General features: G+C 43.9%; 17 protein-coding genes and 4 tRNA genes. 10 read left to right on the top strand and 11 right to left on the bottom strand.

Annotation, left to right across the window (positions count from 1 at the left end):
- Nucleotides 1-6: 6 nt before the first annotated feature.
- From amyS to R7127_RS09345, 3 genes are all read right to left on the bottom strand, one after another.
- Entirely contained in the window at nt 7-1,530 is a 1,524-nt protein-coding gene (gene amyS, locus R7127_RS09355; protein WP_115386660.1) for an alpha-amylase, read from the bottom strand.
- Between the two features lie 306 nt (nt 1,531-1,836).
- Nucleotides 1,837-1,910 (bottom strand) — tRNA-Cys (locus R7127_RS09350).
- Between the two features lie 36 nt (nt 1,911-1,946).
- Nucleotides 1,947-2,033 (bottom strand) — tRNA-Leu (locus R7127_RS09345).
- 551 nt (nt 2,034-2,584) lie between these two features.
- Here R7127_RS09345 and R7127_RS09340 point away from each other — a divergent pair.
- The 4 genes from R7127_RS09340 to R7127_RS09325 all read left to right on the top strand — a co-directional run bounded on the left by R7127_RS09340 (nt 2,585) and on the right by R7127_RS09325 (nt 6,995).
- On the top strand, nt 2,585-4,216 hold the full coding sequence (locus R7127_RS09340; protein WP_005375988.1) for a methyl-accepting chemotaxis protein: 1,632 nt from the start codon (nt 2,585-2,587) through the stop codon (nt 4,214-4,216).
- A gap of 201 nt (nt 4,217-4,417) precedes the next feature.
- Nucleotides 4,418-5,647: an alanine racemase gene (gene alr / locus R7127_RS09335; protein WP_172563840.1), complete on the top strand. Its 1,230-nt coding sequence runs from the start codon at nt 4,418-4,420 to the stop codon at nt 5,645-5,647.
- 311 nt (nt 5,648-5,958) lie between these two features.
- Nucleotides 5,959-6,690, top strand: coding sequence for an AzlC family ABC transporter permease (locus R7127_RS09330; RefSeq protein ID WP_054865294.1), 732 nt, complete (start codon nt 5,959-5,961; stop codon nt 6,688-6,690).
- Nucleotides 6,687-6,995 carry an AzlD family protein gene (locus R7127_RS09325; RefSeq protein WP_017820198.1) on the top strand — a complete coding sequence of 103 codons (309 nt, stop codon included), beginning with the start codon at nt 6,687-6,689 and terminating at the stop codon, nt 6,993-6,995. The genes R7127_RS09330 and R7127_RS09325 overlap by 4 nt, the downstream gene beginning before the upstream one ends.
- Nucleotides 6,996-7,135: 140 nt before the next feature.
- Here the strand turns inward: R7127_RS09325 and dld are convergent, their stop codons facing one another.
- From dld to R7127_RS09295, 6 genes are all read right to left on the bottom strand, one after another.
- Nucleotides 7,136-8,842: a D-lactate dehydrogenase gene (gene dld, locus R7127_RS09320; protein ID WP_172563841.1), complete on the bottom strand. Its 1,707-nt coding sequence runs from the start codon at nt 8,840-8,842 to the stop codon at nt 7,136-7,138.
- A 382-nt stretch (nt 8,843-9,224) separates the two neighbouring features.
- Nucleotides 9,225-10,127, bottom strand: a complete 903-nt coding sequence (locus R7127_RS09315; RefSeq protein ID WP_017633645.1) for a LysR family transcriptional regulator — start codon at nt 10,125-10,127, stop codon at nt 9,225-9,227.
- 239 nt (nt 10,128-10,366) lie between these two features.
- Nucleotides 10,367-10,442: transfer RNA gene (locus tag R7127_RS09310), tRNA-Gly, on the bottom strand.
- 37 nt (nt 10,443-10,479) lie between these two features.
- Nucleotides 10,480-10,553: transfer RNA gene (locus R7127_RS09305), tRNA-Cys, on the bottom strand.
- 204 nt (nt 10,554-10,757) lie between these two features.
- On the bottom strand, nt 10,758-12,212 hold the full coding sequence (gene viaA, locus R7127_RS09300) for an ATPase RavA stimulator ViaA (RefSeq protein ID WP_033907023.1): 1,455 nt from the start codon (nt 12,210-12,212) through the stop codon (nt 10,758-10,760).
- A 9-nt stretch (nt 12,213-12,221) separates the two neighbouring features.
- Nucleotides 12,222-13,883, bottom strand: a complete 1,662-nt coding sequence (locus R7127_RS09295; RefSeq protein ID WP_172563842.1) for an ATPase RavA domain-containing protein — start codon at nt 13,881-13,883, stop codon at nt 12,222-12,224.
- Nucleotides 13,884-14,152: 269 nt separating this feature from the next.
- Here R7127_RS09295 and R7127_RS09290 point away from each other — a divergent pair, with 269 nt between their 5' ends.
- The 5 genes from R7127_RS09290 (at nt 14,153) to R7127_RS09270 (ending at nt 18,945) form a co-directional block, all read left to right on the top strand.
- Entirely contained in the window at nt 14,153-14,668 is a 516-nt protein-coding gene (locus R7127_RS09290) for an NUDIX hydrolase (RefSeq protein WP_005375979.1), read from the top strand.
- A gap of 22 nt (nt 14,669-14,690) precedes the next feature.
- The gene (gene ltaE, locus R7127_RS09285; RefSeq protein WP_054574301.1) at nt 14,691-15,695 is read left to right on the top strand and encodes a low-specificity L-threonine aldolase; all 1,005 of its coding nucleotides are present in this window, start codon (nt 14,691-14,693) and stop codon (nt 15,693-15,695) included.
- Nucleotides 15,696-15,773: 78 nt separating this feature from the next.
- On the top strand, nt 15,774-16,094 hold the full coding sequence (locus R7127_RS09280; protein WP_054574302.1) for a c-type cytochrome: 321 nt from the start codon (nt 15,774-15,776) through the stop codon (nt 16,092-16,094).
- A 212-nt stretch (nt 16,095-16,306) separates the two neighbouring features.
- Nucleotides 16,307-17,839: a putative basic amino acid antiporter YfcC gene (gene yfcC, locus R7127_RS09275; RefSeq protein ID WP_005387492.1), complete on the top strand. Its 1,533-nt coding sequence runs from the start codon at nt 16,307-16,309 to the stop codon at nt 17,837-17,839.
- Between the two features lie 110 nt (nt 17,840-17,949).
- The gene (locus R7127_RS09270; RefSeq protein WP_017633642.1) at nt 17,950-18,945 is read left to right on the top strand and encodes a succinylglutamate desuccinylase/aspartoacylase family protein; all 996 of its coding nucleotides are present in this window, start codon (nt 17,950-17,952) and stop codon (nt 18,943-18,945) included.
- Nucleotides 18,946-19,152: 207 nt separating this feature from the next.
- Here the strand turns inward: R7127_RS09270 and R7127_RS09265 are convergent, their stop codons facing one another.
- Entirely contained in the window at nt 19,153-19,686 is a 534-nt protein-coding gene (locus R7127_RS09265; protein ID WP_172563843.1) for a lipocalin family protein, read from the bottom strand.
- Nucleotides 19,687-19,993: 307 nt separating this feature from the next.
- Here R7127_RS09265 and R7127_RS09260 point away from each other — a divergent pair, with 307 nt between their 5' ends.
- Nucleotides 19,994-20,374 carry a cystatin family protein gene (locus R7127_RS09260; protein ID WP_172563844.1) on the top strand — a complete coding sequence of 127 codons (381 nt, stop codon included), beginning with the start codon at nt 19,994-19,996 and terminating at the stop codon, nt 20,372-20,374.
- Nucleotides 20,375-20,433: 59 nt separating this feature from the next.
- On the opposite strand, the gene R7127_RS09255 is transcribed toward R7127_RS09260, so the two are convergent.
- The gene (locus R7127_RS09255) at nt 20,434-23,490 is read right to left on the bottom strand and encodes an AAA family ATPase (RefSeq protein ID WP_172563845.1); all 3,057 of its coding nucleotides are present in this window, start codon (nt 23,488-23,490) and stop codon (nt 20,434-20,436) included.
- Nucleotides 23,491-23,493: the final 3 nt, after the last annotated feature.

Below are 23,493 nucleotides of genomic sequence, written 5' to 3'. Positions count from 1 at the left end.
AATGGATTATTCAACGCCAACCCAAACCGAGACAGATCCGCCGTTTACTGGGAACTCAGCCCAACCATTCGCATCAGTCCAAACTTCTTCAGTTCGGATACCCAACTTGTCTACGTAGCGAGCACTTGGTTTACCCGTATACATCCACTTCGAGCCACCAGGTCCATCACTCATGATCACGGCCATTGAATGTGGATGATTTGCATCACCTTCTCGAGTCCAACCAATTACGTCCCAGTGGTCGAGATAAGAATGTTGTTTGCCATAGGCATAATCTTTACGCAGTGTTACTAGCTCTTTAATGTAAGGCACTTTGACCATATTGATGTCATGCCCTTTATCACTGTACTGCGCGCCGTAGTAATCTGCATAAAACACGGATGGATAACCTTCTTCACGCAATAAGATAAACGCGTAAGCGAGCGGCTTGAACCACCAATCAACGGTTGATTCCAACGCCTGCAAAGGCTGAGTGTCATGGTTTTCTACTAAGGTAACCGCTTTGACTGGATTGTCCTTCATCAGCGTACCATCCATGATTTGACGCATATCGTAGCTACCACCCGATTTAGACGCATTATAAAAGTTCATATGTAACGGTGCATCAAACAAAGACATGCTGCCAGAGGTTTTGGTGATAAAGTTATGCAGCTGATTCACATCGTAGTTCCAGTACTCTCCGACCGTGAATAGTTCTTTCCCTGTTTTCCAACGTAGGTGATCAATCCATTCTTGCAGGTATTGATATTTGATGTGCTTCACCGCGTCCATTCTAAACCCATCAACACCAGTCATGTTGATATACCACTCACCCCAGTCTTTAAGTTCTTTCTTAACTTCAGGGTGATCCATGTCTAGATCAGCGTACATAAGGTAATCGTAGTTGCCTTTTTCCGAGCTCACTTCCCAATCCCATGCCTTACCCTCACCTTTGAATTTGAAGATAGCTTTTTCTTCGCCAGCATCGTCCCAGTCCACGCCATCAAAGTGGTACCACGTCCAATGAAAGTTTGAGTACTTATCGTTGCGCCCAGGGAAATCAAACTCTACCCACGCTTCAATCCATTTATCACCAAGTTCAATATTTCGGTTGTTCCAATCGACTCGCTTGGTGTCGACCCAGGATTTACCATCCGCACCGCCGCGATGGTTGAACACCACATCGCCATAAATCTGGATATTGTTTTTATGGGCAGTATTGATGGCGCTTAGGTACTGATCTTTGGTGCCATACTTGGTGCGCACCGAACCTTTTTGATCAAACTCTCCCAAATCATACATATCATAAACGCCATAACCGACGTCGTTGCTACCACCAGCACCTTTATAGGCGGGCGGTAACCATAACGCAGTAAAGCCGTTGCCAGATAGTGCCGAAGCGTTGTTTTCAACTTGTGTCCAGAGCGCACCGTCATTTGGCACATACCAATGGAAATACTGCATCATGGTGCCATTTTGTGCCGCCATTACAGGCGAACTGAGCAGCAAAGTTAAGGGTAAAAGTGTAGGTTTAAGGTTGAATGTTTTCATTATTTTTCTCTCACGTTAAGGACTAGAATCCTCCTTTCTGCATATACGCACCAAGCGATACTAACTATGACGCTAGCTAGGTTGCTGCCTGTAATACAAAAAGTTCGGATTACAATCGAAGAGAAACTATCACCAATCACACTATACAATTATTGAGTTGTCTAACATTTATAAAGTCAATGATTAGCGCATTAAAAATATTGAATGGTGATCAAAACATGGGAGGCTTTAGGAAAGCGCGAGGGTTACGAAAAGGCGGACTAAAAACGAAAAAAGCCAGTCATTTAAGACTGGCTTTCGAAATAGTGGAGGCGCCTCCCGGAGTCGAACCGAGGTCCACGGATTTGCAATCCGCTGCATAACCACTCTGCCAAGGCGCCTTTCTGATTTTTTATCTCTGTCACCAAAGATTTTGATGGTGCCCCGGGCCGGACTTGAACCGGCACAGCGCGAACGCCGAGGGATTTTAAATCCCTTGTGTCTACCAATTCCACCACCAGGGCAACGCAATCATGCGATGGGTTAGACACCATCTGTCTCAGCGACCTTTGCCGTGAGAACGAGGCGTACTTTAACGGATTAATTTATCTGGTCAACAATAAATTTTATCTTTTTGATTTAAGTGCTTAAAAAGCGATCTGACTAGTACATTTGGCATTCAATTAGACCAATAAGCACCCGTTCCCTTTCATTGTCTATTAAGTCATACGCATACTAGTGCCCGTAACTGCTTCGAGGTAAACACGCGACTATCACGTTATGAACGCTGATCTTTTCACCGCTGTAACATCTGTAACAATTTGATTCCCTACTCTTGGCACGACTGCGTACAGAACATCATATTTTGTTACCGATAACTTTATATCGAATGTGGTCGTACCTTTATAAAATCATTGACTTTTTTTTATTTTCAAACAAAGCTCAATTCATTATCGAAAATATCAATAAATAATGGTACGTTACACGAGTTGCAGTAATTTAATGGACATATATCACATATAAGGATGTGGTTTACTTTGGCGACACAACATAAGAAAAACAAGGTATATCACTAATGTCTATCAAGAATCTTTCTATAGCGAAAAAGATATCGCTATCGTTTTTACTCATTGCCATCGTCAACATTGCATTTGGCGTGTTTTTATCTACAGAGCTCAAAAGCATCAAATCTGAGCTTTTAAACTATACCGATGATACGCTTCCTGCAATGGAAAGGGTCGATTCGATTCGAGACCACTTGTCTCGCTGGCGCCGAGCTCAATTTGCTGCGTACACTTATGAAGACGCAGACCAAGTCAAAACTAAAATTTCTAACAATATTAGAGAACGCGAAAAGATCACTAGAGAGCTCAACGCTTACGGTGAAACTATCTGGCCTGGCGAAGAGCAGCAAACTTACCAGCGTCTTATGCGTCAGTGGAAAAAGTACTTGGTTACTATGGACCAGTACAATGAAGCGATGCTAGCTAACGACAAAAGCAAGGCCCACCCTATTTTGGCGAACTCTTTGTCTGCTTTCGAAGCGGTTGACTCAGAGTTAGGCGAACTAATCCGTCTCCTTAAAGAAGCTATGGATAGCAACAAAACTCATATCCTGTCCTCTGTAAATGGATTGAGTAATTCTTCAATTGCAAGTAACGTGATTATTCTACTGATCATGGTAGGCATGACATACGTGCTGACTCGCCTAATTTGTGGCCCACTTAAACTTGTTGTTGAGCAAGCAAATGCCATCGCGACAGGTGATCTATCAAGTGACATTGACCGTAAAGCAATCGGCAATGACGAGCTTGGTGAACTGGCAGACGCGACCACTAAGATGCAAGATGACTTACGCCAAGTTATCGATAACGTGATTGCTGCAGTTACTCAGTTAAGCAGCGCTGTCGAAGAGATGAACCAAATCTCCGATATTTCTGCGTCTGGTATGAAAGATCAACAGCTGCAAATTACGCACATCGCAACAGCAATGACAGAAATGAAAGCGGCCGTAGCCGATGTTGCTCGTAACACTGAAGACTCAGCGAACCAAGCTAACGAAGCAAACCGCCGCACACAACACGGTGTTCGTGAAACCCAAGGTATGGTTGACGCGATTCAAGAAGTTTCAAACGTAATTGGCGCTGCAGGCGATACCGTAGCAGAGCTTGAACAGCAATCGAATAAAATTAACGTGATCGTGGATGTTATCCGCGACATCGCCGATCAAACCAACCTACTTGCACTTAATGCAGCCATTGAAGCGGCGCGTGCTGGTGAGTCTGGTCGTGGCTTTGCCGTCGTTGCAGACGAAGTTCGAACTCTTGCCGGCCGTACGCAAGATTCAACGAGTGAAATCACTTCGATCATTGAGCAGCTACAATCACTTGCAAAAGACGCAAAATCAGCCACTGAACTTTCTAGAACCAGTATTTCAGAATGTGCAGAGCAAGGTATTCAATCAAAACAGCTGATGAGCGACATTGAGCATTCGATTTCGGACATCTCAGACATGGGTACCCAAATCGCCACGGCTTGTAACCAGCAAGACTCTGTTGCGGAAGAGCTTAACCGCAGCATTGAAAACATACATTTGGCATCTCAAGAGGTCTCGCAAGGTTCGGAGCAAACCGCACAGGCGTGCCGCGAACTAAGCCAGCTATCCATTTCTCTTAAAGATGTAATGAGCCGCTTTAAACTGAGTTAAACTCAGTGGATACCTTAGTAGATACCAAATCAATCCCGATTTGCTTAAATTGAATGTCATCACTGAGGTATATTTAGGTATATATTAAATCACTATCTTAATAAACGCTCCAAAGCACCACTTGGAGCGTTTTACTTCGTCAGGTACTTTCCCCAAGTACTCAATAACATAACCAATACAAAAAACGCGTACGGAGACTTTATGCGCTTAAATAAAACCTTACTATCACTGACTATCGCTGCTGCAATCGCGATTCCTGTAATGCAAGCTACTGCTGCTCCTCTTCAAATTAGCAATACAGCAGCAAAAGCAGAGCAAGTTCAAGGTGCTAACGCTTGGCTAGAAATAAACTTAGGTCAGTTCCGCGATAATATTGAGCAGTTTAAATCGCACATGGATGGCAAAACGAAAATCTGCGCCGTGATGAAAGCCGACGCATACGGCAATGGTATCGCAGGCCTGATGCCGACTATTATCGAGCAACAAATTCCTTGTGTTGCCGTTGCAAGTAACGCCGAAGCACAAACTGTTCGCGACAGTGGCTTTAAAGGCCAACTTATTCGTGTACGCTCAGCGGATATTGGCGAGATTGAAGCCGCAATCGACCTAAATGTCGAAGAGTTGATAGGCACAGCAGAGCAAGCTAAAGCACTGTCTAAACTAGCCGAGAAAGCTGGTAAAGAAATCAAAGTTCACCTTGCTCTGAACGACGGTGGTATGGGACGTAATGGTGTTGATATGACGACAGAAGCGGGCAAGAAAGAAGCGCTAGAAATCGCTCAACAAGCTGGCGTTAGTATTGTTGGTATCATGACTCATTTCCCTAACTACAATGCAGACGACGTGCGCCAAAAGTTAGCTTCATTCAAAGACAGTTCTGCATGGCTGATTAAAGAAGCGAATCTAAAACGCGACAACATTTTACTGCACGTAGCTAACTCTTACACCGCGCTTAATGTTCCAGAGGCGCAGCTTGATATGGTTCGCCCTGGTGGCGTTTTATACGGAGACCTACCGACTAACCCTGAGTACCCTTCTATCGTGTCTTTCAAAACACGCGTGGCATCCGTTCACCACCTGCCAAAAAATAGCACAGTCGGTTACGACAGTAGCTACACAACAAGCAAAGAAAGCTTAATGGCGAACATTCCTGTTGGTTACTCTGATGGTTACCCACGAAAAATGGGGAATGCGGCAGAAGTTCTGATCAATGGCCAACGTGCAAAAGTTGCGGGCGTTGCTTCAATGAACACCACAATGGTAGATGTTACAGGTATCAAAGATGTTGAGCCTGGTTCTGAAGTTGTTTTGTTTGGCTCCCAACAAGGCAAAACGATTTCAGCTGCTGAGATGGAAAAACACGCAGAAGTCATCTTCCCTGAACTATACACGGTTTGGGGAAGCGCGAACCCTCGTGTCTACGTAAAATAAACCTATTCAGTTATTCGTAACAGAGCGAAAAAGCGAGCCTCGTGCTCGCTTTCTTTCTTATTTACTAATCTGTACTAGCTCGTGATTCTATCAATTAAACAGAGCTTACCATTTCTGTTGTTTTAATCTCCTTTAGCACTACCAAGTGCGACTCTCTACACTCTGTTTCTTAAAGCCGCTTGGATGGCTCAATTTTATATAGCACTTAGTGTTTGAAAGCCCCTCTAATTGATGTTAAACATGAAGTTTACAAAAGAATAACAAACACACTCGTATGGCACTGCCCCTTTGCCTGCTAGCTAGGTATCTCTATGACAGAAAATACTCAACACCTTCAACGCTCCTCCGCTGAGTTGCACGAATTTAATCGGCTTGACGTCTGGAACGGATTCACCCAACTTTTACCCCTCTCTATGTTCGTGGTCATATTTGGCCTCGCTTTCGGTGTTGCTGCGGTACAGACTGGACTAGATGTATTTCCCACTATGTTGATGAGCACACTGGTCTTCGCCGGTGCTTCACAATTTGCCACGTTAGAAATGTGGGGAGCAGAAGTCCCTCTCATTCCAGTTCTTATTACTGTATTTGCTATTAATGCTCGTCACCTCTTGATGGGAGCCACACTTTATCCATGGTTACGACAACTCCCACCAACAAAACGTTACGGTGTAATGCTGGTTGCATCAGACGCTAACTGGGCAATGGCACTCAATGCATTTGGTAGAAAAGAACCCGGCTTTGGCTTGCTTGTTGGTGGCGGCTTAGCGATGTGGTCTTTTTGGATTGTGGGCACCTGGATCGGCATTTATTTTGGTAGCGCAATCAAAGATCCGGTGGGCCTCGGGCTCGATATGGTTATGGGATGCTTCCTGCTGTCTATGGTGGTGGCTGGGCCGAAAGACTTAAGAATCTTTGCAATTTGGGCCATAGCAGCAGCCTCTTCTATGTTGGCATATTGGTATTTGCCAGAGAATAGCCACGTAGTGGTTGGCGCCATTACTGGCGGAGTATTGGGTGCTTGTTGGAAGGAGAAGAAAGCATGAACATCGAAACAACCTTAGGTGGCACACTGCTTATCATTATCGCTATGGCGTTAGTCACGCTCATAACCCGCTGGGGCGGTGTGTATGTTATGTCATTCATTCCAATTAGCGAACGGGTTCAACGTTTCATTACTGCGATGTCAGGTTCCGTACTGGTTGCGCTTTTAGCTCCGCTAGCAGTAGAGGGTGATAATGGTGCTAGAGCAGCACTGTTTTCTACTGCCGTTGTCATGTTCATCGTGAAAAAGCCTCTACCCGCAATCGCAGCAGGCATCATCGCTGCCGCTGCAGTACGTGCTCTTTAGTCGTTGTTTCAAAGCCGATACCAATCATCAATAAAAGACCCAAAACACAAAGCCCTGATGTCACAAGTGTCATCAGGGCTTATCTTATGCTCATCATTTTAACGATGAACAACGATTATTAATCATGGTGATGCAGCACATTATGCACAGCAGTTACAATTGCGCTTATATTTGTCCATTTTGCCAATACCAGGGTTAAAGGTGTTCGTTGGATCTAACTCGTAGTAAAACTTCTGCAGCGAGTTTTCAGCTTCGTACAAGTGACCCACATTATGTTCTGCTGGGTATTTGGCACCACGGCTATTGAGGTGCTCTAGCATCAGCTTTTTCATCAACTTCGTGTCAGTCCCTTTTTTGAAAATGTAATCTTGATGGAAGACGTAACACATAAAGTGACCATAATAGAGCGCTTGAACAAGGTTCTTACTCACCTCTTCAGGCAAAGTTTCTAGCCACTCTTCATCATTACGTCGCAATGCAATATCAAGTGCAACGATGTCTTCTACGTCTTTTCGGTGAATCGTCTCGTAACGAATTGCTGCACCTGCTGCTGCAAAGCGATGTAAATAAGCTTTTTTACCTTCTTCCGGCGTACACTCGAAGAAATCACAGTCGTCTTCAACAGCCCAAACTTCTTTGAGGTATTTTTGTGCTTCAGCAATACCACCATCACTCATTTTCACTACCAGGTGATGCTCATACTTGTCACGGAAATCCAGCATTCGCTCTGGTAAATGTTGTGGGAACAACTTGCTCGCGTAGTACAGAATGGTGTCTGGCAGATATTTACTGACAAACGGGATGCGCTCTAAGAAGTTTTCTACCTTAGCTTTAAGTGCGAACATTTTTGGCAGCTTATCTGTGCCTAACAAATCGATGGATAAGAACACATCCTTGCCGTACTTCTCTGCCATGTTGAAGATATCTCGATGCAAGTATTCTCCCATCTCAGGCAAGTTATCAAACGTAGATAAGAAGTCTTTTCGCAGCTTGGTTAGTTTCGCAGGGTCATTGGTGCCGAGGTAAAAAACCTGCTCTTTTTCTGGTACTGGGTAGCTGTCAACCCGAACGGCAAAAACTCCCAACTTACCAGCGCAGCCACTGGCTTCAAATAATCGGCGTTCATCGGCATTAAAGCGAGAAGGAATGTCAGAAGTCACGTCTCGAACACGTTCATCGTATTCTTTGTCTGACGCCATTCGCTCATCATGAATGATCTTCGCTGGGTCAAAGTTCCCTTCTTGCAGGTTTGTTAGAATTTCTTCTGGCGTTTCACCTAATCCTTCAATACCAAGGTGGTTCACCAAATGTAACTGGCCTTGCTTATCGACCTGCGCGTAGATCGCCAGTTCCGTATAAGCAGGACCACGCTTAACTAGCGCACCGCCTGAGTTATTAGCGATACCACCAACCACAGTGGCACCTAGGGATGAAGAGCCGATGATAGAATGCGGTGCTCGGTTCACTGCCTTCAACTCTTTCTCCAAAGAGTGTAAGCTCGCACCAGGCAAGCAAACCGCCTGCTTACCACCATCTAATAAGTGAATCTTCTTGATTTTGGTAATATTGACCACAACCACATCGCGATCATAATCATTACCACTCGGAGCCGAGCCCTCTGTTAAACCTGTTTTAGCCGCCTGCATGATAATGATGCAGTTTGCTTCAACACACTGTTTAATAATCTTCCATTGTTCTAGAAGAGTGTTAGGAAACACGATAGCAAGCGCATTACCACTACCCGAACGAAACCCCGAGCGGTAATATTTCGTTTTAACCTCGTCGGTTAGAACATTTTCTTCCCCAACGATGGTTTTAAATTCTTCAATCAGCTGCTTTTGTTTCATATCCGTATCTCTAGTTATTGTACTTCGCTCACAACACCGCTTAGCGGCAGGCATAGCGTTTGAGCCACTATAAGCAGTCCATTTCTCTGCGTCTATGTCAGACGGGCGAGCAATACGTAATCAATAAACAACAAACAAAATAATTCTTTATTTTTCTGTCACTTATCTTTCACATTTGAGAAATTTAACGTAAGAAACAGACCGTTTCTTAAAAGAAACAATAGCAAAACCATTTGTTAACAGTTGTGCGGGGTATCTTGTTATCAATATTAGTGAAGAAAACGAGGAGAAGCGTAAGCTCCTAAATTTAAGAGGACTCTTAGAAATGAAGATGGAAACATAAGCTCAACACCAACATAACGATCGGTGTTGAGTTATTGGCTTAAAATCGATGGTTTTGACTTTGAAAGCTTGTGTATAGATGATCGATAAAGATCTTAATTTTTTCTGGTTGCTGACGAGTGTAAGGATACACCGCATAAATACCCAAACATTTGGCGGTTTCGTCTTTAAATAACTGAATCAGACTGCCTTGCTTTAAGTCTTCATAAACCAATACACGCGGTACATAGATGATTCCCTGCCCTAACAGCGCCACATTTCTCAATACAGAAGAATTGTTAGTACAGAGGTTACCGTCGACGGTGATTTGATATACCTCGTCTCCATCTTTAAACGCCCACTCATGCGCTCCGGTTTCTTGGTAGGAATAGACTAAACAATTGTGTTTAGCCAAGGCTTGAGGTTGTTTAGGTATGCCATGTTTAGCTAGGTATTGGGGTGACGCGCAAATGATCCAATTTGCATCCACCAGCTTTCTTGCAATCAGACTAGAATCTGGCAACACACCCGTTCTAATTGCCAAATCAAAACGTTCATTCACGATATCGACGAAACGATTATCTAGATCCATATCGATATTGATGTCTGGGTATTTCTGATTAAATTCATTAATCACTTGAGGAAGAATTAATTCACCAGAGATAGTAGGCACCGAAATTTTAATGTTTCCAGATAAGTTTTTACCTAAACCCACAATGGATTCTTCCGCCGTTGCCACCGCTTGATAAACCGCTTTTGCATGAGTAAAAAACGCTCGTCCTGCTTCAGTCAACGTTAGCGTTCGCGTTGTTCGGTAGAGAAGCTGTACACCAAGCTCTTGTTCAAGCTTGGCAATGCGTTTACTGACGACCGATTTAGTCAGTGACATATGTCTCGCGGCTGCACTGAATGAACCTTGCTCGATCAAGTGATAAAAAATGATGTAATCGTCGGTATTTCTCATGCGTCTTCGTCAAATCCTTTGGAAGCCCGTATTGTAAACTGAAATTGGCTGAGGTGCGAAACATCAGGTCACACTTAATATCAGAAACTCGTGACAGAGATGGGGTTGCTAAGCTCACAGGTAATGAAAAAGAGATGGTGTGAATTTATCAGTCTTCAGATACAAAAAAACCAGCTTTCGCTGGTTTTAAGTTGATGCACTTGGCATCGAGATACCGCCATGGCCATATCTGAATAATTTGGAGCGACACACGAGGTTCGAACTCGTGACCTCAACCTTGGCAAGGTTGCGCTCTACCAACTGAGCTAGTGTCGCATTTATTCTCGAAAGCCATTCGCTCTCAAAAGAATAATGGAGGCGCCTCCCGGAGTCGAACCGAGGTCCACGGATTTGCAATCCGCTGCATAGCCACTCTGCCAAGGCGCCTTTTTATTACGCTTCAGGGCTCTACCCCGTTGCGTTGGTGGCTACTTTACGGATTGAGGGAAGATAGTCAAACAAAAACATTTCATTTTCTGTTCGTTTGATTTCTTTTAAGTCAATTCGACCAAAGTTCGATCTTATTGGCTTAAAACGAAGCAATATAAATCTCGCTTTCAGTTCGTTTTGTCCCATGAAACATTAAGGCGTTTAATAGTTGCTGACCCTTTTTAGCAATCTTCCCACAACATTAGGGTGATAAGACCAAGTGTGATCAAACATCGACATTAATGCAGGATTTCCGTATTTCGATAAGCTAATCGCGTGAAAACGGTTTTTCTTCGCTTTGAGCGCATCCACTTTGGCCAGTAACTCGTCTTGTTGTTTTGGCGCGATAAAGTCGGAAATGACTACCATGTCTGCGTTTTTATATTTATCACCGCTCATCAAGTCGATAGATTTAATCAAAGTTGGCTCTAAGTCTGTACCACCATGGAAGCTATAAGTTAGAAAGTCCGCCGCCTCGCGCAGACCATCTTGTTTGGTTAGTTCGTAGGTAATGTGTTCCGTAGAAAAAATAATGACATAGCAATCACGTTGCTCCGCTAGTGCGATTTGCATCAGAGCATAAGCCATGGCTTTGGCGCATTGCTCAGGAAAGCCACTCATGGAACCGGACGCGTCCACACAAACAATGAAGGGGCCTTTTTCGATATCTACCGCTTTATGGTCAGGTCGGTGAGCTTTAACTTTACGTAACGTGCGCGATTTGCCTTGTGTACGATAGTTCATGAGCCGTTTATCAACTAAGTGTTTATAGAACACAACTTCAAGTTCAGGATACGCCAAAAACATCGTTTCGTTGGGAAGTAGCTTATTTAGATCATCGCTTTCGTGAATACCGACAATATCATCCGTCGCCTCATCACTTTTCTCTTCGACCAATTGAAGTTCTTCAGTGGGCGCACGATTTAGTTCAGGATCATTTACTTGCCCCGCCATACGACCGAGTTGCTCCGCAATTTCTTGCAAGCCTTGGTGCTTCTTCAGAAACTCAGCATGGCGCTTCATCACCGTTAAGTCTGTTTTACTCAACTTGGCAGATGCCATATCCCACAGGCGCCCTACACTTTCAGCATCACCCGACTCCGTGACTTTATCCATATTACGCATGGTTTCCATACGTTGATACAGGTCATTCAGCACCTTTTCTTTATTGGCTTCAAGCTCGCTTACTTGCGCTTGTTTTATTGCATCGGTGAGGCTTTGGTACCATTGGTCACAAAAGTAATGTGGGAACATAGGGTTATTCATCCCTTTGTTCTTTTCCATCATTCGGCGAGCTTGCATGTAAAACGCAGAGTGCCATTCCAGCTTTTTAATCACATCTTCGATGTTTTCAAAAAACGCCTCTTCATCCCAATGAATAACCTCTTGATATAAAGACAGCTCTTGTTGGAAACGCTCTGTCTCACATACCTTGGTGATCCGTTTTTTGACGCTGCCTCGCCACTTTAACAAGTGACCTTTGACCGAAGATTTAACACCTCGGTTTTCTGCCATCATCATGACTTGTGAACGAGCCATCAAATCATTAACTGCGCTATCGATGATGCCGGAGTCGGCCACCATCAGCGCGAGGTTAAGTCCGTCTGCACCTAGCATGTCGTCTCCTTATGAGAAAAACTGATTTAAGTTTTTAAAGCGTTGGATAACTTTTTCACTTTCTGCTTGGATTGATTCAAGTCTCTGACTGACCTGTTGCAGACTCGACTCCATTAGGCGGGGTAATTCAGGATCAACAAAGCTATGCGGAAGCGCATCATGAAAGTTCGCTTTCACCTTACGCATATGGTGTTCTGCCTCACTAAGCTGATTTACGGCTTTTTCGCTCTGCGTTAACCACTTTTGGTAAAGCTCTACATCCAAGCCCTCTTGAGTCACTAGGCTAACCAGAATGCCTCGGTTCGCGATATCACGGATAACTAGGTTATTCGCCGCGTCAACGTCAAATCGTAAACGGCACATGTTGGTGTTTTGATTGACGTAACCATACACATCACCGCTTCCCTCTTTAATGACTCGATCTAACTCATCTTTGGGTACATAAACCCAGCGGCTATCACCTTTTTCTGATTCTGAAACCGACATGTTGCTTTGCAAGACAACCAATTTAACTAAGTTAACGGCTGCGCCAACTTTGTACATCTTGGCTTTAGAGGTATCAAAGCGCATGGTTTCTTTACGCAAAATACCCGTTGCCGCTTCAGACGTTAACGTCATGCGGTAGGCATCTTCAAGTTCATGTTGAACATCAACCAAAGACTCTCGGCAGTACTCAATTTCCTGCTCCGCGTCTTGTTGATCAAATGCATGTTTTAAGGCGAACTCTTGAACCACTTCACGTACCACATCTCGCGATTCAGGACTGTTCCATAAACAATCTTGCAGCAGTAGAAGGTCAAGCGGATTGATTTCATCGCGACCATTAAAAAACGCGCTCGCTTTTAACAACTTCACGGCTTTCTTCCAGCGGCGGTCAGAGACATACATGTCGGTCTTGGCCACATCACCAAACTGAGCTTCAACTTTGGCTTCTAACATCGTTTTAAGCTGGAAAAGCTTTTCGAATGCATTGTCGGTTAACGTCAATTTGTCGAGCTGTTGTTGCCATTGATGATATTCTTCATCAGTTATCGCTAGGCCTTCTGGTACTTGTGCCTCTTGCGATGTGCCCACAGTCAACATCGACTTAAAGTTTTGTTTATTCTGAATTCGATTCACAAACACACGCACCAACATGCGGTCGTAGAGCGCATCCAATCCACTATCTTCATCGGGTAATTCATTGGAAGCCGATACCAACAAGCGCATTGGCACACGCTCGATATCGCTGCCATTTTTGAATGTTTTCTCATTAACCACTGTCAGCAATGTATTAAGAATTGCAGGGCCCGCCTTCCAGATTTCATCCAAAAATACGACTTGTGCAGTTGGCAAATACCCTTTAGTTAAGCGAACATAACGGCCGTTGTCTTTTAGCTCTTGGATACTCAGTGGCCCAAACACCTCTTCAGGGGTTGAGAAGCGCGTCATCAGGTATTCGAAGTAACTGCTGTTATCGAACGCTTGGATGAGTCGTTTGGCAATTAAGCTTTTTGCAATACCAGGGGGACCTAAAAGAAAAACACTTTCACCAGCAAGTGCAGCAAGAAGGCAGAGCTTGATCGTATGTTCACGCTCATAAACGCCATCCGTTAACGCTTTCGCCAATTTATTGATGCGTTCTGAGAGAAGCGCTTTTTCGGCATTTGAGGCAAATAAGGTTTGTGTCATACGTTCTCCGGCTACTGAAGTGGTATTGCGTTAACATTTTTATACACTTGTTATAACTTTGTTACAAATGTATTTTGTCGAATTCCCCTTATAGCAGATGCTTTTCCCCTTCTTGACGAAGCAATCAAAGTTTCCATTTATGAGACATTGCTCACTTAAAGTGCAAACGCTTTCGTCGTGTTGCAGTATTTTTTGCTTTTGTTTCCCACCATTTGTGGTTAATGTCGAAAAACGTCAAAAATGCGGTAACAGCTAGGGTTCATAACTGCATGAGCAAGATAATTCATAAATGGAAGCAAATTTCTCTGATTGAAGAAGACGTTGTGCTTCCTACAGGACAGGCAATTACGCACACCACAATCCATCATCCGGGTGCTGCGGTGATTCTCCCTATTACAGCGGAGGGTCACATTGTCCTTGTCCACCAATTTCGGCCTTCACTTAATAAATGGCTATTGGAACTTCCTGCTGGTACCAGAGAAGGCAACGAAGAGCCACTCTGCTGCGCCAAAAGAGAGCTAGAGGAAGAAACGGGGTTTAGTGCAGAGAAATTCACGTCTCTCGGCCAAGTCACCCCTCTTGCCGGATTTTGTGATGAGATACAGTATCTATTTGTTGCCGAAAAGCTCAATAAAACAAACCGTTACGAGTGCGATGAAGACGAAGTGATTGAGGTCGTCACCTTGTCAATCAAGCAACTCGAAGAAAAGATTGTCGATGGCACGATCACCGATGCCAAAACGATCGCTTGCTTAAGCAAAGCGCGCCTTTGCGGATATATTTAGGACTTTGACCAAGGAGACATTCATGGATTTTCGATCAGATACCGTTACACAGCCCACCCAAGCCATGCGAGAAGCCATGTTTAAGGCCCCCGTTGGGGATGATGTTTATGGTGATGACCCTACGGTCAATGAGCTTGAAAAATTTGCTGCGCAGCTTGCTGGTTTCGAAGCAGCTTTGTTTACCACTTCAGGCACTCAAGCCAATCTGCTCGGTTTAATGGCGCATTGCGAGCGGGGAGATGAATATCTATGTGGGCAACAAGCACATAACTACAAATACGAAGCTGGTGGCGCGGCGGTTTTGGGATCAATTCAACCTCAACCAGTCGAAAATAACCCAGATGGCACGCTACCATTTGATAAACTGGCTGCTGCGATTAAACCAGATGATTGTCACTTTGCTCGCACTAAGCTTCTCAGCTTAGAAAACACAATTAATGGTAAAGTACTACCTATGTCTTACTTAGCAGAAGCACGTGACTTCGTGAATAAACATAACTTGCAGATGCATCTAGATGGCGCTCGCGTTTTTAATGCAGCCGTTGCACTTGATGTTCCGGTAAAAGAGATCGGTCAGTACTTTGATTCAATGACGATCTGTCTGTCGAAAGGTCTGGCTGCCCCTGTTGGCTCGCTACTGCTTGGTAGCAAAGACTACATCGCAAAAGCACGTCGCTTAAGAAAGATGGTCGGCGGTGGTATGCGTCAAGCGGGTATTCTTGCCGCAGCAGGCAAACTTGCCCTTACCGAACAAGTGGAACAGCTAAAACAAGATCACATCAACGCAAAAACCTTAGCGGAAGGTTTAGCAGAACTGCCTGGTTTTTCAGTCAACCCTGAATTTGTTCAAACGAACATCGTGTTCGCGAAGCTTGCTCCTCAAGTGGACATAGTAAGTATCGCTGCGAAACTAAAGGAACAAAACATCACGATAACCCCTGGAAATCCAATTCGTTTTGTAACTCATAAAGATATTTCAGCGAAAGACATCGACACTTTCTTATCAAGTATAAAATCTCTACTTTAATTTGATTTTGATCATTGAGCTTCCCCTAAGGGGAAGCTTTATTGTATCGGCATGATTTTTAGCGAATAGATAACCTCCATGCTCAGATTTGTACTTCTAATCTCTTTTATTTTCTCTTCCGCTATCCATGCCGAGCCGTTTGGTAATGCTGATAAAGGTAAAATCAAATCACCTAGCTGTGTCTATTGTCACGGTGTTACAGGCATCGCAACGAACAACACCTATCCAAGCCTTGCTGGTCAAAATGCTCAGTACCTTTACAATGCAATGAAATCTTATCAAGCCGGTGAGCGTAAAGGGCCACTTGCAGAAATGATGGCAGCACAGTTAAAAATGTTAAATGATGAAGACCTTCGTGATGTCGCTGCTTTTTATGCAGAACAGACAGAAATCAAGTGATTAGATCACCTGTAGATGTACTATGAAAGCTCGTGAATCATCCAAACTCAACACATATTGAAACATTAACCCAACATTTAACCACAAAACAATCAAATTAACTTCACTTCAAATATTTGATGAATTTATAGTTCAACATAAGCATTAATATTGACTTTTTATTCTATTTTATCGATATTTCATGCTTTATTGAATTTGACGTGAAGTAAGTTATGTCTCACACACATGCGCAACCAGCAGACTCGGTTGCTACCCCTAAGTCGTGGCAGATGCCAGATACCCTCATTTTGATCTTCATTGTTGGTATTCTTGCTGCGATTCTTACCTACTTAATTCCTGCTGGTCATTTTGATAGCCAACAGGTGACCTACATGGTCGACGGTGCAGAAAAAACTCGCACAGTTATCGATCCTTCTTCTTTCTCTTATGCAACCGACGAAAACGGTGAATTGGTTTACAACAAGGTTGGCCTGTTTGCTTCTGGTGGTGGCATTGGTTTGATGAACTTCCCTTTCGAAGGGCTAGTTTCTGGCTCTAAATGGGGCAGCGCGATCGGCGTGATTATGTTCATGTTGGTTATCGGCGGTGCTTTCGGCGTTGTAATGCGCACAGGCACAATCGATAACGGTATCCTGCGCCTTATCGATAAGACCAAAGGTAACGAAGCGCTATTCATTCCAGTGCTATTTTTGCTGTTCTCGCTAGGCGGTGCAGTATTTGGTATGGGTGAAGAAGCCGTAGCGTTTGCGATTATTATCGCGCCGCTTATGGTTCGCCTTGGTTATGATGGTATCACTACGGTAATGGTTACCTATGTTGCGACTCAAATTGGCTTCGCTACTTCTTGGATGAACCCTTTTTCCGTAGCTATTGCGCAAGGCATTGCGGGTGTACCTGTTTTATCCGGCATGACAGTACGCATGGGGTTATGGGCTGGCTTTACGTTAATCGGTATCGCTTTCACAATGATCTACGCCGCTCGTGTGAAGTCAAATCCTAAACTTTCTTACAGCCATCGCACAGACCAGTATTTCCGTCAGCAAGAGCTTGGCAATCAAGATTCTCGTTGGAACCTAGGTGACACACTCGTTATCCTTACGGTTATTGCGACCACGGTGTGGGTCGTTTGGGGCGTAGTCGCTAACGCATGGTACATCCCAGAAATCGCGTCTCAATTTTTCACTATGGGCTTTGTTGTCGCGATCATCGGTACGATTTTCCGCCTGAACGGTATGACGCTAAACTGCGCAGCTGATGCATTTAAAGAAGGTGCAGCTATTATGCTTGCACCTGCCCTGTTAGTGGGTTGTGCAAAAGGTGTATTGTTGATCCTAGGTGGTGGTACAACTGATGAAGCGAGTGTACTGAACTCAATTCTAAACAGTGCTGGCGGCGTGATTAGCGGGCTTCCTGACGTGGCTGCGGCATGGTTAATGTATGTATTCCAATCTATCTTCAACTTCTTCGTCACTTCGGGCTCTGGACAAGCGGCACTAACGATGCCTCTACTGGCCCCTCTGGCAGACATTGCAGGAGTTACGCGCCAAGTGGCAGTTTTGTCATTCCAACTTGGCGATGGCTTTACTAACGTTATCGTCCCTACTTCGGCATCTCTCATGGCAACGCTTGGTGTCTGCCGTATCGACTGGGGTGACTGGGCAAAATTCTGCTGGCGATTTATTCTATTACTCTTTACCCTATCAAGTATCGTCGTTATCGCAGCTCATATTATGGGTTTTGCGTAAAACGAAGCCAATTGGTAATTAAGGCGAGACATGTTCTCGCCTTATTAATATTCATGGTATGACGACGCTAAGGTTTTAGATTAGCTTATGGTTTTGGAGTGGTAACTTTAATGGCAACACAATTTCTCGATGACGTGATTCAAGGTCATCAAGTGATTCAATCTCTCAATGTAGCAGACCTAAATTCGGGCGAGCATAAGTTTTGGTTTCGCATCGCAACGAATGCTCTCTCTCAGTGGCAACACCTACCTGTGCTAGTGTTCAAAGGTGAAAAACCTGGCAAGAAGATCATGATTACCGCAGGGGTTCATGGTGATGAGTACAATGGTGTGTTAGCAGCGCAGAAAACTGCTCGAGAGCTCATCGGCACTGAAGTCGCTGGTACTGTCACTATTGTTCCAACCATTAACATGCCTGGTATGCTAAACCACAGCCGCGATTTCTATTCCGCAGACCCTGATGCGTCTCCTGCAAACTTAAACCGCTTTTTTCCTGGTGACCAAAACGGCAATGAGGCCCAACGTTACTTATATGCATTGTGGAATGATTTGCTCAAGCCAAATGCTGATTTAGCCATTGACGTTCACACTCAAACCAGTGGTGCTGCCTATCCACTTTACGTGTTTGCAGATTTCCGAATCGAGCAATCATTAGAAATGGCTCGCCTCATTAATCCTGATGCGATTTTAAATGATCCTGGAGATGCTGGCGTCCTTGAAACGGTCTGGAATAACCATGGTGTCCCAAGCATTACTGTTGAAGTAGGTATGGGGCGATACACCGAGCAAGAACTTATCAGTCGAACTGTAACAGGCATTTTTAATGTGCTGAAAAAGCATAACATTGTTGAAGGTGATATGGACCCTATTACGTCATGCTTGGAAGGAAACGAAATCGTCAGTGTGAAAGCGACACACGGCGGCTTTGTACTGCCTCATGTCAGTTTGATGAATTTTGTCGAGCAAGGCCAACTTCTTGCGATTCAATACGACAGCTTTGGCGCTGAGATTAAACGCTACACCGCCCCAACAAGCGGCACAGTACTTAGCCACAATGTTGAATCTATTCGAGCACCAGGTTCCCTGATCGTTCGTTTGATTAAGTAAACCATAACCGTTTGTTGATAGATCAACCTTTCGACGCTCACTCAAATTTATATAAGCCCCATCACGAGTAATCACAAATGATGGGGCTATATCCATTTTGACCACATTAAGTTACGCGGTAACAAATTACTGTTAAGCGAAATGACAAACTGAGCTCTTAATTAGGAAGCTTCCCCTCTGTCCGCTTTTTCAGCCACGCTGATGAACTTAAAGCTGTCTTTGTTTCTCTTGTTCAACAAAAATGAGCTCGTCTATAGCGAAACCTTTCTCTTTAGCTACGTACTTAAAGCGCTCCACTAATTTCTCATCAACGTTAGGCGTTCTAGACAGTAGCCACAAATAGTCGTGGTTGTAACCGGAAACAAACGCATAGTCATAGTTTTCACCTAGCTCAAAAACAATGTAAGAAGAGTATATTGGCCCAAAAAAGGAAACCTTTAAGTGTCCAACCGTTTTATCTTCAACAAAATAAGCTTTGCCTTCAGCTTCTGACCACTGTCGCTCTTCTTCGGAATATCCACGGTTTATCACCTTAACCCCACCATCCTCGCGAACCTGATACTCAGCGGTAACGTTGGATAAGCCTCGCTCAAATGAATGGTCTAGGCGTGCAATTTCGTACCACTTACCTAGATATGGCTCTAAATCGAAATTATTCACGGGTTCCACCCCATCCGGCTTCGAGGTACAACCAAATAAAGTTGCAAGTGACAAAAGTAAAAATATTTTTATCGATTTCATACAACACCTAAATTTTAATTAGTGATTGATTTTACTCTAGAAGATAACAAATCGATCACTAAGCCGCACCATCGCCCTAATAGGGACACATCACAATTCTTCATCATCAATAGCGCGCTGAACACCGAAACCTCGTCATCTCAGCAAATCGTTAACAAGATTGCTCTATTTTTGACTTACAAGCTGACCATGCTTGTATATTTTGTCAGCATTTAACCCTATGCATATAGAAACTTTGCACAACATAGACATTCGTAGGCATATCACCCTCCTATAATACGTTGCGTTATAGACAGAGGTTATTGTTATGAAATTAAAAACAGTGTCAGTTTGTGCACTTTTGGTGTTACTTGCAGGTTGTCAGCAGGAAAAGCCGAGCGAAACGACACAATTAACGACCTCGGCAGATGTATGTAATGCACAAGGAAACATGCCAGGTGGGTGGAATGAGTTTAACGCGACCCCTGATGCACAAAAGGCAATGGCCTTTGTTTTAGAGAAAATGGACACAATAGCGTCGTTTAAACAAATACTGAATGTTCACGCGCAAATCGTTAGCGGCGTCAACTATGCTATTGAGTTTGAATTGGATGATGGCTCTGTTTGGAACACGATTGTTTATCGCAACCTCGATGGCGAATATGCGATTACCCAATCGCCAAAAGAAGGCTACTTTTGCGAACAGTAGCGACTTAGTCAGAAAGCCCCTAACAATAGGGGCTTTTTGATCTAACAGTAGTCACTGAATTAGACAGCGAAGCGACATTGAGATTTAATCGACACCGTTGAACCAAGTCTTGATGGTTCAACATCAATCCTCTGCGCCATTTGCTCTTTCAGCTCAGAAACGTGAGAAATAACACCGATCATGCGCCCAGTCTGTTGCAGGTCCACTAGTGTTTGAATAGCAAGATCTAAAGACTCTGGGTCTAAACTACCGAAGCCCTCATCAATAAATAAAGTGTCTAAACGGATACCGCCACTATAGGATTGCACAACATCCGACAAACCAAGTGCCAGAGCAAGCGCTGCCATAAATGATTCACCGCCGGAAAGTGTCGCAACATCACGCGTTTTTCCTGTGTAGCCATCTTCAACCATTAAATCTAAGCCGCGACCCGCAGCGCCTTTGAAGCCCTCTGTTTTTCGAGCAAGAATATAGCGCCCTTTACTCATAAGGCTTAAGCGTTGAGAGGCCTGAATCAGCACATCATCCAACAGTACACCAAGAACAAAGCGATGTAGGCTAACCCTGCTGCCTGTTTTACCGCTAGCAACGTCGTACAACGTACCAAAGACTTTGTATTCTTCTTCTAACTTACTATTTTTCTCATGCAACACGGCAATATCTTTACGAACCTTTTCAAGACGTTCAAATATTGAGCGTGTGGTATCAAGTTGATCCCTTACTTCAATATATTGCGCCTGCAGAGTGGTTAACCTATCGTTAAACGACTCTAAATTAGGCCTTTCAAGATCTTTCAATGCATGATTTAAATCATGTAGTGTTTGCTCAAGCTTGGTTTGTGCCTGTTTGAAGCTGTCTATTTCTTGCTGCCAGGCTTGAAGTTCATCATCTCCCACTCGACTACTTAGATAATGGCTTTCATCCTCAAATTTACTCGCCTGTAGCGCCTCATTCCACGCTAATTCTGCTTGGCTAAGTTTTTGCTCTGACTCAGATAACCACTGCTTGTTCGTCGCTAAGTGACTTTCCGCATTTGATTTCTCCAATATCGCTTGCTGCAAAGCGTTTTGCGCCTTTTCTAAGCCTTTGTTCAAACTCAGAATTTGCTCGTTTGTCAGCAAAATTTCACGTTCAAGCAAGTCAGAGGAACTGTATTTTGGGTCAATAGAAGCTTGTAATTGAGCCAATTGTTCTTGGTTCGCTTTAACGGTTGATTCATTTGCCGCCATTTGATTCTGCAGCTCATGAATTTTATTTTCACCCACGACGCAGCGTTGATTAAGCTGTTCAACGTTCTTTTCTAGCTTTTCAATATCAATAGCTTGTAGACGTAGGAGTTGAGCATTGATCGCTTGCAAATCATTTTGAACCGTCGAGATATCAGATGTAGCATACTCACCCAACTCCTCTTTCAACTGGTTACACTGATTCTGATACTGACTAATGACAACGTTATGTTGTTCTAGCTGATTGCTTAGTTGGTTCAACAAGGTTTGAGCTTCTCGCTCTTTCGCTCTAGCCGCCTGAACTTGCTCTTTTGTAACGGCTTCTTCAACAAACGTTGCGGGGTTAGGATGCGTTTCGCTACCACACACCGGGCATGCTTCACCTGCTTTTAGTCGCTGCGCTAATACTGCCGCTTGAGCGTTGTGCCACTTAAGCTCTATCGTATCAGCGGCTTGTTGACGCTGCATATAGCGCTGACTGGCTTCGTGTAGTGACTGCTGCTTGCCTACAGTTAGCGCATTGAGTTTAGAGAGCTCTAAAGTAAGATCATGCAGCTTTTGTAGATCCTGTAACAGCCGTTGTTTTTGTTTTATTTCCGCATCGATGCTGCCAATAAGCGCAACATCAACTCGTGCTTTCTCTAGCTCCTTCTGTCCCTGCTGGGCCTGTAACGTTAACTTATCTTTTAGTTCTATGTACTGTTTTAACGTTGCTTCAAATTGTTGTTTTTGTTGATAACCCGCCGTTATTTTACTTTCCAAATTGTCTTTCTCGACCAACTTGTTTTTCATACTTTCAAGTTGATACTGCAGTTGCGTTAACTGCGGGACCTTTGCCGCTGCCTTTTTTGCACTTTGCTGCAAGTTTTCTTGTTCTCTCGCAACGACATTAGCTTTTTCGAGACTCTCTTTCAAAGCTACGATTTTTTGCCTAAGCTCTTGCGTTTGAGCTTTTGCATTTTGTAATGAGATGTAGGGCAACTCTATCTTATTGGCATTTTTAGCGTTTTCTAATTGCTGTTGACGAGCTTTTATCGAATCTGAGTGTTCTAGATGCAGCTTGAGTGCGCTTTCTGCTTGCTCTCGTTTCGAAAACTCTCCATTCAAGGTTTCCGCTTTTTGCAATTCAGATTTAGCAGTATTGAGCTTATCTAACGCTGCTTGCTCATTCTTTTTATCAGACTCTAATTGCTTAGTTACTTGTTCCAGTTGTTGTAATAGCTCTTGTTCAGAACTCGCTTCTGCAACTTGTAAAGCACCTCGAATTTGATTATCAAATTCGCCTTTCGCTTTACTAATTGCACTCGCTTTATCTTTGAGCGCGTACTCAATTTTTTTATATATGTCAGTTTGAAAGAGCTGGCCAAAAATTTCTTCACGCTCTTTAGAGCTAGCAAGCAACAGTTCTCGGAATTTTCCTTGAGGCAACACCATAACTTGACGAAATTGAGTTTCATTCAAGCCAATAATATTGCTAACTTCAGTTTTAACCTGAGTCGTCTTGCTGGTGATAAGCGTTTCAGTCTCACCGAGTTCATAAAGAGCCGCAGTGTGCTTTTTAATCGTCATCCCTTCACCACGGGCCTTGGGCGCTTCCTGCTCAGGGGATCGAACAACTCGGTATTGTTTGCCGTGTAACGAAAATTCGAGAACTACTTCGGTTGGTAAATCTTGCGCGGATAAGTCACACCGCATCTGAATACCTTGTCGCTCATTACCTGTGGTTTCACCATAAAGGGCGAAGCAAATGGCATCTAAGATCGACGTTTTACCGGAACCTGTAGGACCATTAATCAAAAATAGAGGGTTACTGCCAAGCTTCTCAAAATCAATGATTTCAGTTTTTGCAAACGGACCAAAGGCTTGCATGGTTAGTTTAATTGGTTTCATCTT

It is taken from the genome of Vibrio sp. 1159, from assembly GCF_033340395.1.
In the GTDB taxonomy this organism is placed as follows: Bacteria; Pseudomonadota; Gammaproteobacteria; order Enterobacterales; family Vibrionaceae; genus Vibrio; species Vibrio alginolyticus.
This window is presented reverse-complemented; position numbering and strand designations above follow the sequence as displayed.

What these genes read in the sequence shown, in the direction of transcription:
- R7127_RS09260 (WP_172563844.1), top strand. Translation starts at nt 19,994, where the DNA reads ATGAAATTAAAAACAGTGTCAGTTTGTGCACTTTTGGTGTTACTTGCA.
- R7127_RS09265 (WP_172563843.1), bottom strand. Translation starts at nt 19,686, where the DNA reads ATGAAATCGATAAAAATATTTTTACTTTTGTCACTTGCAACTTTATTT.
- R7127_RS09280 (WP_054574302.1), top strand. Translation starts at nt 15,774, where the DNA reads ATGCTCAGATTTGTACTTCTAATCTCTTTTATTTTCTCTTCCGCTATC.
- viaA (WP_033907023.1), bottom strand. Translation starts at nt 12,212, where the DNA reads ATGCTAGGTGCAGACGGACTTAACCTCGCGCTGATGGTGGCCGACTCC.
- amyS (WP_115386660.1), bottom strand. Translation starts at nt 1,530, where the DNA reads ATGAAAACATTCAACCTTAAACCTACACTTTTACCCTTAACTTTGCTG.
- alr (WP_172563840.1), top strand. Translation starts at nt 4,418, where the DNA reads ATGCGCTTAAATAAAACCTTACTATCACTGACTATCGCTGCTGCAATC.
- R7127_RS09315 (WP_017633645.1), bottom strand. Translation starts at nt 10,127, where the DNA reads ATGAGAAATACCGACGATTACATCATTTTTTATCACTTGATCGAGCAA.
- R7127_RS09325 (WP_017820198.1), top strand. Translation starts at nt 6,687, where the DNA reads ATGAACATCGAAACAACCTTAGGTGGCACACTGCTTATCATTATCGCT.
- dld (WP_172563841.1), bottom strand. Translation starts at nt 8,842, where the DNA reads ATGAAACAAAAGCAGCTGATTGAAGAATTTAAAACCATCGTTGGGGAA.
- R7127_RS09295 (WP_172563842.1), bottom strand. Translation starts at nt 13,883, where the DNA reads ATGACACAAACCTTATTTGCCTCAAATGCCGAAAAAGCGCTTCTCTCA.
- ltaE (WP_054574301.1), top strand. Translation starts at nt 14,691, where the DNA reads ATGGATTTTCGATCAGATACCGTTACACAGCCCACCCAAGCCATGCGA.
- R7127_RS09340 (WP_005375988.1), top strand. Translation starts at nt 2,585, where the DNA reads ATGTCTATCAAGAATCTTTCTATAGCGAAAAAGATATCGCTATCGTTT.
- yfcC (WP_005387492.1), top strand. Translation starts at nt 16,307, where the DNA reads ATGTCTCACACACATGCGCAACCAGCAGACTCGGTTGCTACCCCTAAG.
- R7127_RS09255 (WP_172563845.1), bottom strand. Translation starts at nt 23,490, where the DNA reads ATGAAACCAATTAAACTAACCATGCAAGCCTTTGGTCCGTTTGCAAAA.
- R7127_RS09330 (WP_054865294.1), top strand. Translation starts at nt 5,959, where the DNA reads ATGACAGAAAATACTCAACACCTTCAACGCTCCTCCGCTGAGTTGCAC.
- R7127_RS09290 (WP_005375979.1), top strand. Translation starts at nt 14,153, where the DNA reads ATGAGCAAGATAATTCATAAATGGAAGCAAATTTCTCTGATTGAAGAA.
- R7127_RS09270 (WP_017633642.1), top strand. Translation starts at nt 17,950, where the DNA reads ATGGCAACACAATTTCTCGATGACGTGATTCAAGGTCATCAAGTGATT.